Annotated in this window: 11 protein-coding genes; 6 read left to right on the top strand and 5 right to left on the bottom strand. The window is 64.8% G+C overall.

Annotation, left to right across the window (positions count from 1 at the left end; all coding sequences use genetic code 11):
• Positions 1–16 precede the first annotated feature (16 nt).
• From FJZ36_03355 to rsmH, 4 genes are all read right to left on the bottom strand, one after another.
• Positions 17–1,480, bottom strand: coding sequence for a UDP-N-acetylmuramoyl-L-alanyl-D-glutamate--2,6-diaminopimelate ligase (locus tag FJZ36_03355; protein MBM3213936.1), 1,464 nt, complete (start codon positions 1,478–1,480; stop codon positions 17–19).
• A complete protein-coding gene (locus FJZ36_03350; GenBank protein ID MBM3213935.1) occupies positions 1,477–3,387 on the bottom strand; it encodes a penicillin-binding protein 2 in 1,911 nt (636 codons plus the stop codon). The genes FJZ36_03355 and FJZ36_03350 overlap by 4 nt, the downstream gene beginning before the upstream one ends.
• Positions 3,384–3,911 (bottom strand): hypothetical protein, encoded by a 528-nt coding sequence (locus FJZ36_03345; protein ID MBM3213934.1) that lies wholly within the window; start codon positions 3,909–3,911, stop codon positions 3,384–3,386. The genes FJZ36_03350 and FJZ36_03345 overlap by 4 nt, the downstream gene beginning before the upstream one ends.
• Before the next feature lie 89 nt (positions 3,912–4,000).
• Entirely contained in the window at positions 4,001–4,918 is a 918-nt protein-coding gene (gene rsmH / locus FJZ36_03340) for a 16S rRNA (cytosine(1402)-N(4))-methyltransferase RsmH (protein ID MBM3213933.1), read from the bottom strand.
• A 330-nt stretch (positions 4,919–5,248) separates the two neighbouring features.
• On the opposite strand from rsmH, the gene FJZ36_03335 reads away from it, so the two are divergent.
• The 5 genes from FJZ36_03335 to FJZ36_03315 all read left to right on the top strand — a co-directional run bounded on the left by FJZ36_03335 (position 5,249) and on the right by FJZ36_03315 (position 10,654).
• Complete coding sequence (locus FJZ36_03335; protein MBM3213932.1) at positions 5,249–6,451, top strand: SIS domain-containing protein; 1,203 nt, start codon at positions 5,249–5,251, stop codon at positions 6,449–6,451.
• Positions 6,448–7,008: a hypothetical protein gene (locus FJZ36_03330; protein MBM3213931.1), complete on the top strand. Its 561-nt coding sequence runs from the start codon at positions 6,448–6,450 to the stop codon at positions 7,006–7,008. Before FJZ36_03335 ends, FJZ36_03330 begins: the two co-directional genes overlap by 4 nt.
• A 6-nt stretch (positions 7,009–7,014) precedes the next feature.
• Positions 7,015–7,497, top strand: coding sequence for a hypothetical protein (locus tag FJZ36_03325; protein ID MBM3213930.1), 483 nt, complete (start codon positions 7,015–7,017; stop codon positions 7,495–7,497).
• Positions 7,498–7,575: 78 nt separating this feature from the next.
• Entirely contained in the window at positions 7,576–8,865 is a 1,290-nt protein-coding gene (locus FJZ36_03320) for a hypothetical protein (GenBank protein ID MBM3213929.1), read from the top strand.
• On the top strand, positions 8,822–10,654 hold the full coding sequence (locus FJZ36_03315) for a redoxin domain-containing protein (GenBank protein MBM3213928.1): 1,833 nt from the start codon (positions 8,822–8,824) through the stop codon (positions 10,652–10,654). The genes FJZ36_03320 and FJZ36_03315 overlap by 44 nt, the downstream gene beginning before the upstream one ends.
• Here the strand turns inward: FJZ36_03315 and FJZ36_03310 are convergent.
• Entirely contained in the window at positions 10,651–11,523 is an 873-nt protein-coding gene (locus FJZ36_03310; protein MBM3213927.1) for a hypothetical protein, read from the bottom strand. The two genes, FJZ36_03315 and FJZ36_03310, sit on opposite strands and share 4 nt — an antisense overlap.
• A 155-nt stretch (positions 11,524–11,678) precedes the next feature.
• On the opposite strand from FJZ36_03310, the gene mobB reads away from it, so the two are divergent.
• Complete coding sequence (gene mobB / locus FJZ36_03305; GenBank protein ID MBM3213926.1) at positions 11,679–12,188, top strand: molybdopterin-guanine dinucleotide biosynthesis protein B; 510 nt, start codon at positions 11,679–11,681, stop codon at positions 12,186–12,188.
• Positions 12,189–12,440: the final 252 nt, after the last annotated feature.

Genomic DNA, 12,440 nt, shown 5'->3' with positions numbered 1-12,440 from the left:
CGAGCCGCGAACCGGCTCAGCCGCGATCGAGGTAGCGTCTCGCGACCTCTCGGTCGTCGAAGTGCGTCTTCGTCGTGCCGACGATCTGGTAGTCCTCGTGTCCCTTGCCCGCAATCACGACAATATCGCCGTCTCGTGCCATTGAGATGGCGCGGGCGATGGCTTCTTCGCGGGCTGCGATCGAGACCGCCGAGGCGTCGGCGTCGATGCCTGCCACGATCTGGTCGATGATCGCCGCCGGGTCCTCGGTTCTCGGGTTGTCCGACGTGACAATCGCGACGTCCGCCAGGCGCGAAGCGATCTCGCCCATGATCGGACGCTTGGTCGCGTCGCGGTCCCCTCCACATCCGAACACCACGAGCAGCCGGCGTGGGTTCAGCGAACGCGCGGCGAGAAGCAGCCGTTCCAGCGCATCGGGGGTGTGGGCGTAGTCGACGACGACTGAGAAGGGGCGTTCGCTCGGAACCGGCTCGAATCTTCCTGGAACCGCGCCGAGGGCTTCGACACCCGCAGCCAACGTATCGTCGTCGAGCCCGAAGCCAATGCCCACCGCGACAGCCGCCAAGGCGTTCGACACGTTGTAGTCGCCCAGAAGTCGGAGATGGATCGGGACTCGCCGCTCTTCGTACTCGAGGTCGAACCGGGAGCCCTCGCGCGTCGACCGGACGTTCGTCGCCCGCACGTCGGCAGCAGGTGACAGACCGAATGACAACAGTCTTGCGTGGCGCTGTGCCACGGCTGCCCGGGCGAAGTCCGGGAACGACGGATCGTCTCGGTTCAGGGCGATGACCGCTCCCGGCTTCAGTTGTCGGAGGAGAACCAGCTTGGCGTCTCGATAGGCTTCCATCGTCTTGTGGAAGTCGAGGTGATCCTGCGTCAGGTTCGTCCAGATCGCGGCGTCGAAGAGGACCTCCTCGACGCGGTGCGTGCAGAGCGCGTGCGAGGACACCTCCATCGCGACGGCACGGTCGCCCGCTATCAGGGCGTCGCGCAGCAGTCGGTTGAGCTCCAACGCGTCCGGCGTGGTGTTCGGCGCTTCGACAAGCTCGCCGCCGATCTCGTGTCCGATGGTGCCGAGACGGGCGCATGGGGTTCCGCTTGCTTCGATCAGCTCCTGAACCAAGTGAGCGGTGGAGGTCTTGCCGTTGGTTCCGGTGATACCGACCATCCGAAGCCCGTTGGCAGGATTCCCGAAGAAGGTCGACGCGAGACGGGGCAGGGCCCGACGCGTGTCCCCGACCCGAATCCATGTGGCGTCAGTATGGGCGATGGGTTCTTCTTCGGCGATCAACGCCGTGGCTCCGAAAGCGATCGCCTGCGAGACGAATGCGTGTCCGTCGAACCTCGCCCCACGGATCGCGACGAACGCCGACCCCGGCGTGCACTTCGTGTGGTTCGCCACCAGGTCGATGATGAGGCGCGCAGAATCGCCCGTGACGACTGCGCCCGGAACCCCCATGACGAGCTCGGAGACTGTCATCTGCCTGCGGTCCCTGTGGACGGCAAGGAGTCGCGTGCGGCAATCGCGGGACTGGCAACCGCGTCTGGAACTAGGCTGGGAGCCTCGCTGCGGCTGCGTCGGAACTCCTGTCCCTCCGGCATCCGGGGCATCTGCGCCTCGAACACGTCACCAAGCCGCTCGAAAGCGTTGATTTGGGTCGCCACACGCTGGAAGACCGGCGCTGCCACCTGCCCACCGTAGTGAAGGCCATGCGGCTCGTCGATCACGATGAGCATTGAGTAGCGCGGCTTCTCAGCGGGCCAGTAGCCGACGAAGCTGCTCATATACTGCCCGTGTTCGTATCCGCGTTGGCTTTCGCTGGCTTTCTGCGACGTCCCGGTCTTTCCCGCGACGCGGATCCCATCGAGCTTGGCTGCCGTTCCTGTGCCGCGCTCGACGGCTCCGACGAGCACGTCCGTCGCAGCTCGCGCAGCCGACTCGCTGATCGCTCGCCCGACCTCAGTACGCGACGACTGCTCAACCACGACGCCGTCAGCGTCGACGATCTCCTTGACGATGCGCGGCTTGAGCAGGACTCCGCCGTTCGCGATCGCGTTGACGGCGTTCAGCATCTGGAGCGGTGTCACCGACACACCTTGCCCCCACGGTGCGAAGTACATTCCGTAGTAGACGCTCGGATCCGTGAGCTGAACCATGTTGCCGCGACGCTCGTACGGGATGTCGATGCCCGTTGTCGCCATCAGCCCCAGTTTCCGGGCGTATGCGGCGTACTCCTGCTGGCTGAGCCGCTGGGCTGCCTTCAGCGTGCCGATGTTGCTGGACTTCTGAATGACCTCAGCGAACGTCAAAGGTCCGTATGGGTGGGCGTCTCTGATCGTCTTGATCTTGGGGTGGGGCTTGTAGCTCCCGTTCTCGCAGTGGATCGTTTCGGTCAACGGCATACGACCGGAATCGAGCAGCGCTGCCAATGTCACGACCTTGAACACGGATCCGGGCTCATAGGGCCACCACGTCGCGCGGTTACGTCGGACGACCGGCGCGATATCCGGGTCGTTGTAGTGGTTCAGGTCGTAGTCTGGGATGCTCGCCATCGCGAGCACTTCGCCGGTGCTGGGATCCATGACGATTCCGACGCCGCCAGCGGCTTCGAACTGGGCGATCTGCTTCGTCAGCTCCGTCTGCAGTGTGTACTGAATCCGCTCGTCAATCGTCAGGACGACGCACTCGCTGCTCTGTGGAATTTCGGCAGCGACTGCGACCGGATCAATCGACCTTCCCTTGCCGTCCTGCAGCGTTCGCGTGGCGACGAGTCGCGACTTCAGTCGGCTGTCGTACGCGAGCTCGACGCCCTCCATGCCTTCGCCGTCGATGTTCGTGAACCCGATGGTCTGCGCGGCGAGCGAACCCCGTGGGTAGAACCGTCGTTCCTCTGGCTCATACACGAGGGCGCTGCGCGGGAACCACAGCATCTTGATGGCGCGCAGCTCGTCCTCGATGGCGAGGATGTTGGCGAACTCGATCCTTCGCTGGATCCACTCGAAGCCTCGTGGGCTTTCGAGCGCGTTGCGCACGGACTCGACCGTTTGGTCCGTGTGACGAGCGACGATCTCGGCGACGCGCTGTACCCGCTCGGAAACGACGTCGGGAGACTTCCCGCCGCGAGTGATGAGATCGCGGTAGAACTGAGGATACGCCCCGATCGAGTAGACCGTCTTGGTCACGGCGAGCTCGTGGTGGCGGCGATCCAACACCGCTCCGCGCTTGACCATGCTCGTGACGATCGCGCGCTCCTGCTTGCTTCTCGCGTCGAACCGATCGCTCTGCGCCCATTGGACCTGGAACAGACGCCCCACCAGCACCACGAACAACACCTGCGAGACGGCAAGGAGGATGCGGAGCCGTTTGTCGAAGGGGACCGGGCTCATGGCTGTTGCTCCGTCTGAGGTGCTGCCCGCTCGACGCTATGGCTCTGGTTCCCAACGAAAGGGACCTTCAGCGGGAGCAGCCCGGCTTGCGTCGTTGGGGCGGCAGAAGCCGTCGTCGATGCCGTGGGACCGGCGGCGCTGGACGCGCTAGGACCTGGCACCCGACTGGGGTCCAGTGGCGCGAGCACTATCGGTGGCAACTCCGGTCTCACGAACCCGAGGCGGCTCGCCATCGCATCGACGTTCGCAAGCGCCTTGAGCGACTCGCTCTCGATGTGGAGTTGGTCGATGTGAGACCGGACCAGCGATATCTGGTTCTCCACGTCGGGCAGCGTGTAAGCGATGTGCCGCCGAGCCTGAGCGAACCAGGCTTGGGCGATCCCGACAGGCAGCAGCAGGGCCCAGACGAAGTAGTAGCGGACGAAACGTCCTCGTGCCTTCCGCAACGCGTCGTCTGCCGACCGTCGTGCGGGCGACAACGACTCGTTCGGCGTGGCTGAGGCGGATGAGCGATCAGGTCTCATCGGGTGGAATGCCTTCTGATACCGGCACACCTGCCGGTCCAACACGTCGATGATCGGCGCCGGAGCGCCGCGAGTCCGTGCGCTTCGTGTCAGACTGCCAGACGTCGAATGGCTCGGAGCTTGGCGCTCCTCGCCCGAGGGTTCGACGCCACCTCGTCTGCCGATGCGACGACGGGCTTCTTGGTCAACAGCTCGAACTCGGCGGCGTCAACGCCCACTCCTGCGGCGCCGCGCAGCCGATGCTTCACGACGCGATCCTCCAAGGAGTGGAATGCGATGACGCACAGCACACCGCCTGCCTTCAGCCGACGAAGCGCGGCGTCGATTCCTGCTTCAAGGGCGCTCAACTCATCGTTCACCGCGATACGAAGCGCCTGGAAAGAGCGCGTCGCCGGGTGGATCCTCGCCCTTGGGTTGCCCCGTGGTCGCGGCACGCATCGGTCGATCACGCGAACGAGGTCCGCCGTCGTAGACAGAGGCTGCTGCGCGCGGGCGCTGACGATGCCGGTCGCGATGCGCCTCGACCAACGCTCCTCGCCGTACGTCCGCAGAATCCACTCCAAGTCGTCTCGGCTCCACCTATTCACTACGTCGGCTGCGGTCTCTCGTGTTTCGGGATTCATCCGCATATCGAGCGGTTCATCGCGTAGAAACGAGAACCCCCGCTTGGAGTGTTCAAGCTGGTATGAGGACATACCGAGGTCCATGAGGACTCCGTCGACGCTGCCGACTCCTGCGGCGTCCAACGCCGCCCCAAACATGGCAAAAGACCCGGAGTGCCACCGGACGCGGTTCCCGTAGGACGCGAGGCGATCCCGTGCGATTGCCAGCGCGTCGGGGTCCTGGTCCATCGCCACGACCACTCCGTCGGGAGCCGTCGCTTCGAGGACAGCCGCCGAGTGTCCGCCTAACCCCACGGTGGCGTCCACGACCGTCATCCCCGGCATGGGGGAGAGGTACGTCAACACTTCGCCCAACAGCACCGGTCGGTGTTCCGGTATGGTCATCGGCTGAACGCCGCCTCAGGTGCCCGCGATTCCCGTTGCGCAGCAACACGTGAACCCGCGATGCGAGACAACACGCATGCCTCGCACTCACGAGTGAAGCACGAATAGACTACCTTGGGCATGTGGTGAACGGTGAGCATCTGGGTACCAGACAGACGGTCGTTAGCCGGACTTACGGACGGGCCCGAACGACGAAGACGATGGTCGGACCGCCCAGAGCCAACCATCCAGACTCGCCAACGACCATTGGCTATTGTAGAATCGTCGCATCCGCCAGTCAAGGTTCGGCGGGCTTGCTCAGCCGCCGCATGCGTCCGTCGGAGAACACCGTTGACAACCGTCGAACACTATCTGCGACGACGCGCCGAACGCACAACCGCCATCGCGCGGCGAGTGGACGGATGCGTGACTGCGAGAGAGATCGTCCAGCAGCCCTGGACCTGGATGCGCACGGCAGAGCTGCTCTCGGACGCGGCTCCCGAAGACCTGCGCGACCTGTCGGGTTTGAAGACCATCGTCTTCTGCGGCGCCGGCACAAGCGACTACGTCGGCAGAACGGTCGCCCCCGCTGTACGGTATCGTCGTGGCATTCCAGCGTACGCGTGCGCGACAACGGACATCATCGCAGAGCCCGATCGCGCCCTCCCGATCCGTCGCCCGGCGCTGATGGTTCACTTCGCACGGTCTGGGAACAGTCCGGAGAGCTGCGAGACGCTGCGAGTGGCGTTGAGCGAGGACACAGACGCCATTCGCCACTGGATCGTGACCTGCAATCCCGACGGACAGCTCGCTCAACTGGCGCTACGGCATCCCCGGTCCTACTCGCTCACCGTCCTGCCGCCGGAGACGCACGATCAGGGATTGGCGATGACCAGTTCATACACGAACATGGTGCTGGCGGGGTATTGGCTCGCCGACCCGGATGGGCTCATGTCGCTGACTGCCAAACTCGCCCGATGCGCCGAAGACCTCATCGACACGGAGTCTGACCGGATCTCGGATGCGGTTGGCGGAAGCCTCGAACGTGCCTTCTACCTCGGCACTGGCGGGCTGCACGCAGCAGCCACCGAGTCGGCTCTGAAAATGCAGGAGCTGACGCGCGGAACCGTGATGACGCAGTCAGAGACATTTCTCGGCTTCCGTCACGGGCCCATCGCCGCGCTTTCGGAGCGCGCGTTGGTTGTGGCATTTCTGTCGGCGTCCACGAGTCACGCGCGGAGGTACGAGAGAGACCTGCTGGCACAGGTGGCGGATACGCCGCGCATCCTCGTCGGTGAAGACTGCGACGCGCCCTCCGTACCGACGGACACCATCGTCTCGCCTCACGGATACTCGGACGTGCCTGACGAGTTCCGGGCTCCCATCGCCGTCGTCGTGGGTCAGATGCTCGGGGTCTTTCGCGCCATCGCGCTCGGGATCGATCCCGATGATCCGGCAGGGCCCAACGGGTCATACAGCCGTGTCGTGCAGGGCGTGACCATCCATCCCCATGTCGAGGCAGACGGATCCGGGATGCCGGGAGATCGCGAGTGAACCATCGAGTCCGGCGAACGTTACCGTCGGCAGACCGGTTGGCGGCAGCCGCGCTCGTCGTGCTCGCGGCACTCGCTTTCGCAAGCATTGGGTGCGACTCGCAGACGATCCAGAACCTTGGCGGCATCGAGGCTGCCGCGCAGCTCTACGCGGATGGGATCCGGGTCGAGGTTTTCCTGACCACCGACACGGGCAACCGCCTCTACTGGGAGAGCAGCATCCTTTCGAGCGTTGGCATGTCCCCTCTTCCGAGCTCGGAACTGGACACGCGCGTCAGCGTCTGGTCTCTGAAGAGCGGGCAGCGGCACAAGGAAATCTACCTCGGACGGCTTCGAGACCTGCACTGGAACATCGCCTACGTCGATTCGTATCGCTCCCTCCTCGGTATCGTGCCTTATCATGCCATCAACGCGGACCAGGAAGCCGACTCCGTGCTGGGCGAGATGGACATTGCGCTGGTGACGCCGAAGCAGGGGGTGTTCCGCACAACGATCGGGAACGTTCAGGTCTATCCAACCGGCTATGTGGTACCATCGTCGCCGTCGAGGGAGGACTAGCGCGCCATGCAGCGGTGGGTTGTCGAGGTCTTCGTTCGAGAAGGATTGGCAGACGCCGCCTCACGCCAAGTGGAGCACGACATCGCCGATCTTGGCATCGCCGATGGCGTCCACGCGCGGTGCGCGAGCGCGTACTGGGTCGAGGGCGGCGCGCAAGAGGCTGACGTTGAGGCGATGGCGTTCCGTCTGCTCGCGGACAGGATCGCCGAGGAAGCCGTCGTCCGAATCGATGACGGGATGCTTCAGGTTCCAGCCGGGATGGACTGGGCGATCGAGGTCCGGCTGAAGCCGGGAGTCACAGACGCCGTCGGTGAGAGCGCCCTGAAAGGCGCGCGCGACATCGGCATTCCGGGTGTGGAGCGAGTGGCGACGGGCAGGCGGGTCTACCTATCAGGACCGTTGGGCAGAACCGACGTCGAGCGGATCTGTTCCCGACTGCTCGTCAACTCCGTCATACAGGCTTACACAATCGCGCCATCCGCAGGCTAAGCGCCTCGGTTGGGTCGCACGTCGCTGTGATCGGTCTCGGACGAGTGTCGAACGCGACGCGGCAGGGAGGGCTGGAACGTGGTAAGTCTTCGTCCTCGAGTCGAAGAGGATGTCGTCATCGGGGCGTGCGATCCCCCTGGCAACGGCGCTGGACCGTATTGGTGCTACGGTTCCCCGCTGGTCTTCCGTCACGGCTCGATGGTGCTGGTACAAGCCATGGAGGCGTCGCGGAGCGTCCCGCCACTGTGCAACACGCGCGCGCGGCTGTTCGCAGGACGCGAGGGCTCCGCCTGGGAGCTCGCCTACGCCGATGGCGAGTTCCGCCAACGTGAGCCGTGCCCATTGGTCGGCTTCCGGGATGGCAGGTTGTTCCTCTCGGCGAACCCGTCCACGCGACCCGCCGGGGCCCAGTATGAGGCGTGTGAGCCCCAACTCCTCGAGTTCTCAGCCGGCGCCCCGTACCGGCAGCCTGTGATCCATCGACCGATCTGGGAACCGGGGGCTCGGTTCACAGACCACTCATACCGTGGTGTCGCCGCAGACGGAGAGCGCGGCGAGCTATTGCTGCTCAACATCGATGCGCCCACCGGCGACCAGTTCTGGTCATGGCGAGGGGCAGAGGGCAACTGGGCTGCACGAGGACGCATCGCGTTCCCGATCCGCTCGTGCTACCCCCAAGTGGCGCTGCGCCGCCGCGCAGGGCACGTGATGGCGATTGGCGACATCGTCGAGCCGGTAGAAGCGTGGCGACGGTTCAAGTTCGAGTCGACCGGGTCACAATGGGACTATGTGTTCCGGCGTCTCTTCTACACTTGGACGCCCGACGTGACGTCGCGTGGGTTCGCGGCTCCCATCGAGATCGATTCCGTCGAGGACACCGCTGGGCACATCCTCAACCTAGACATGTGGATCGGGTCGGACAGTTCAGCGCATCTGCTCTACATAAAACGACCTGTCCAGTCAGCAGCGATGCGAGACCGGTTCTTCCTCGACACTGCGCTGACGGCGCATCTGTGCTACGTCGTCGTGCGGGATGGCGCTGTGGTCGAAAGCCGCGAGCTGCTTTCGGGCGGTGAGAACCTGAGAACCCCCATGCCCGGGTACGCCCGGTTCCATGCCACTCCCGAAGGGCTCTGGGTCGTCTGCCAGGTCACCTCGCGGGTGAACAACGGCTCGGCGACGTCCGGAAACTGGATGCTGCCCGTGGATCGCGACGGCGAGCCAATCACGCTTCCGCTCGCGAAGCCATTCTCGATGTTCTTCACCGCGCCTGAGCGCGGCGGCTCGATGCCGTCCTACACCCTCGACCTGTTTGGACCCGGTGATGGCACTGACTTGCGGTATGCGCGTGTCTCGCTGTCGGCGTAGTCGCCGGAGCGGGACCCTCGACCGGACTGCACGCACGTTGCGGCGCTGCCTGAACGTCCTGCTGCTCGTCGGGCTGTCGCTGCGGTCCGCGCCCTCGGTGTGGGCGCAGGACCCGGCTCCAGATGATGCTTGGGCATCGGGCGAGGTGATCGAGTTCGGACCCGACGTCGACGGTGCCGATGGACAGCCCGTGGCACCGGTCACGGCGCGCTTCGACGCCCAGGCAGCCGCGATCTGCCGCGAGCAGTTGAGCCAGGTTGGGGAGGGCTTCCGGCTCTACCGGCTCGATCACAATGGTGCATGGCCCGAGCTGCTGTCCGATATGGTTCCCACCTACATCGCCGACTCGACGGTCTTGATCTGCCCAGCCGACGAAGAGGGTGGCGATCCGGTCTTCCGTCGCGACCCCGAGCCGCGAGTCAAGACCAGCTACGCGTACGAGTTCGCCCCCTCCAACTACGAGAACGCCCGCAGCGTTCAGCGGCTATACGGGGCGTACGCTCCGGTGCTCCGGTGCTGGCACCACTTGGCTCTTGCCAGGGGATCCGACGGGCTCGCCCATGAGACCGTCTTGGGGCTCGACTGTGGGCTGCGTGTCGTCACGAGTTTGCCGGAGTGGACCGAGGACTCGGCAGTGCTCGACACGATCCTTCGGGAGGTCCGGACCGCGGTTCGCCGCCGAGACCGCTACGAGCTCGTGCGGAGCTCGTTCGGCGTGGCTGACCTGCTGTCTTCTGACGCGCGAGACGCGTTGCTGGAGCAGGCGGAATCAGCGCTTACCCTCGGTGCCGGCGGAGCTCGCGGCGGATTGCTGAAGCTTGTCGGAGCCCTTCGCCGGGCGGCTAAGGACCAAGCTGGCGCTCGGGAAGCCTATGTAGAGGCATCCCAGCTCCTCCCAGACGACGCCGAAGTCCACTTCCTTGCGGGAGTGCTGCTGGAGGCTTCCGATCAGCGTGACGAAGCGGTCAAGCAGTTCTCAAGAGGGCTTGAGCTACAGCCGGATACGGTAGATGTCATCCGCGAACTGGGAGCGATCTACGCCGAGTCGGGCGACACAGAAGGTGTGCAAAGGATCTACGGAGCGCTTCAGTCCGTGATGAGACCCAGGAGCTTCGGCTACCGCGTTGCCATGAGCGACGTGTCGTATGCGGCTGGCGATCTGGACGCGGCTCTGGACTCGTCGATGTGGCTCCTCAGGGCGATGCCGGCGAGCACGTCGCTGAGCCACCCGCTGGTTCGGCAGATGATCGACAGGATCGCGTCCATCTACGAGCAGCGGGACCAATCCGATGCCGCCAGACAGCTTCGCACGCAGATCGAGCCTGGCACCGCGCTGATCGATTCACAAGCGCCACCCATCGCAGGACGCGATCAGCTTGGGGCTGAAGCCGCCTGGGAACCCGCGACGCAGCCAGCGATCTTGGTGTTTTGGGAGTCCCAGTCGCGATCGAGCGAGCGGTTGCTGAAAGCCATCGCGGAAGCGTTGCCGGAGCTAGACAGCCTGGGCATCGATGTCGTGGGCGTCAACCGGGCGAGCGACACGTCTCGTGAGCTCCTCTTCGCGTCCGTCCATGCGCCGTTCCGTCACCTCTATGCGTCATCCGACGCGTTCCGCAGCTACCAGATTCGGTCGCTGCCGACGTGCGTCTACGTCGACGCATCCGGCATCGTACGGTACTTCGACGCGGGCGTGACCCAGAAACCGTCCGACCATGTCCGAAGCCGCGCCGCCTCGCTGGTCGCCCCGAGCGTTCCGAGCGAGTTCCCCGCAGGGACGCCTGAAAACTAGGCTTCCCACGAGTCCGTGGCAAACCGCTGGTAGACCGACTCCACGTCGCCGGCTTTTTCATCCCCGACGTGGGAGTAGAGGAGATGCCGGAGTCTAAGCGGCGAGCCCGGACGTAGGATCGTCTCTCCGATGAAGTGATTCCCCTCCCGCGGCGAGAGCGGACCATACTCCCTGGTGAACCATGCGTTCGGGAAGTCGGGGTTCGCCGGGTGGTCGAAACAGGCGAGCCCCTCTCGACCATGGGAACCGTACGCGGGAGGCACGGGCGCATGGTAGTCCACCCAGCGTGACCGCTGCCCGAACGTCGTCGCCTCCCCGGATCTCCCCTCGCTGTCGACGATGATCCCGCCGGCTCTGCCATTGAACGAATCCGCGAGCCGGATGAGGGGCATCCCGGATTCTTTCGTCGTTCCCAGTCGCAACTCGCGTGACGGAAAGAGCGTGAGAGAGACATCGATCCCGTAACCCTGCGCCAGACCGAACCGGACGCTGAGACGTCTCTCCTCGCGTATCAGGGTCTCGCCCGATGGCGCCACCCAGTCGAGCGACTCGCGGAAGCCCAACTGTCGATCTGTCCGAATGTGCTCCAGCCAGCTTCGGTGCATGATCCAGCCCGGGTTCTCCGAGGGCAGCTCGAGGTAGAACGTGACCCCGTCGACGTCTCCATGTCCCCACCACACGCCGTGGTGGTGCAGGTGATCTGCCGGGCAATCGGCGATCAGGTTGCGTCCGCTTGCGGCAGTCATCATCGACAGATATGGCTTCGTCGCGCAACCGTTCATCAGGTAGACGACGTAGGACGCATGCCCCTCGACGACGAGCCACCGATGGTCATCGTAGATGGCAGTCGGGTTCTTCGGTTGGCGCATCGGTTCCTCCGTGTGGGTGCATCGGGCTCTGCGGGTGACGAGTATAGCACGCGCTTCGGGCGTCGCTTGCCATTCGGTGACGACATCCGTAGCCTAGTGACGGTTTTGGCGGAACCGCATCGAGGAGCGTCCGGCACGCACCCATCGGCAGCAACATGACCAATCCCCGCATCGTCTGCATCGTGGGAGCCAGCGGATCCGGCAAGACGACTCTGATCGAAGCGGTCGTCCCGGCGCTTCGGTCCAAGGGCGTCACGGTGGCAACGCTGAAGCACACGCACCACCGACTGAACCTCGACGTGCCCGGGAAGGATACCTGGCGACATGCGCGAGCGGGCGCTCAGCAGGTCGCTCTCGTCACCCCCACGGCGACCATGTACTTGGACTACCGGGTGCCGTCGGGCGCGGGTGAGATTGCATCACGCCTCTTCGCGGGGGCGGACCTGGTCATCGCCGAGGGGTTCAAATGGAGCCCACTGCCCAAGGTCGAGGTGTTCAGGCGGGCTCACAGCAGCAGCCCGATCTGCCTCGAGGACCCGCATCTGCTGGCTCTGGTGACGGATGACGCGGTCGACTGGGATGGACGCGTGTTCGGGTTCGGCGACGTTGACGGGATCGCGAAACTCCTAATCCACGAACCGGCATTGGGACACGACGGTAAGTAGACGGAACAGCCCTTGAGTGCGGAGCCGACCGTGCAGTTGCGGCGTCTCATTGACAGTGCGCTCGCCCGGCTGCGTCCTGTGCGGACACGACCACGACGTATACGGCAATACCGCGTCGGCGAGCGCACCATCGTGCGGTGCCCATTGATCGAGGGGCTGAATCGAGACGCCGCCGACTGCGCGACCTGCGAGTACAGCCTCGGCGTCGGGAGACGCTTCCGAGCCCCGTCGCAGATCTGCGGACACGGGTCG

It is taken from the genome of Candidatus Poribacteria bacterium (assembly GCA_016866785.1).
Taxonomy (GTDB): domain Bacteria; phylum Poribacteria; class WGA-4E.
The sequence above is the reverse complement of the archived record's forward strand: the minus strand, read 5'-3'. Positions and strand labels throughout refer to the sequence as shown.

Bases quoted from the DNA above. Each gene is read 5' to 3' on its own strand.
- FJZ36_03355 (MBM3213936.1), bottom strand. From the start codon at position 1,480: ATGACAGTCTCCGAGCTCGTCATGGGGGTTCCGGGCGCAGTCGTCACG.
- FJZ36_03350 (MBM3213935.1), bottom strand. From the start codon at position 3,387: ATGAGCCCGGTCCCCTTCGACAAACGGCTCCGCATCCTCCTTGCCGTC.
- FJZ36_03345 (MBM3213934.1), bottom strand. From the start codon at position 3,911: ATGAGACCTGATCGCTCATCCGCCTCAGCCACGCCGAACGAGTCGTTG.
- rsmH (MBM3213933.1), bottom strand. From the start codon at position 4,918: ATGACCATACCGGAACACCGACCGGTGCTGTTGGGCGAAGTGTTGACG.
- FJZ36_03325 (MBM3213930.1), top strand. From the start codon at position 7,015: ATGCAGCGGTGGGTTGTCGAGGTCTTCGTTCGAGAAGGATTGGCAGAC.
- FJZ36_03315 (MBM3213928.1), top strand. From the start codon at position 8,822: ATGGCACTGACTTGCGGTATGCGCGTGTCTCGCTGTCGGCGTAGTCGC.
- FJZ36_03310 (MBM3213927.1), bottom strand. From the start codon at position 11,523: ATGCGCCAACCGAAGAACCCGACTGCCATCTACGATGACCATCGGTGG.
- mobB (MBM3213926.1), top strand. From the start codon at position 11,679: ATGACCAATCCCCGCATCGTCTGCATCGTGGGAGCCAGCGGATCCGGC.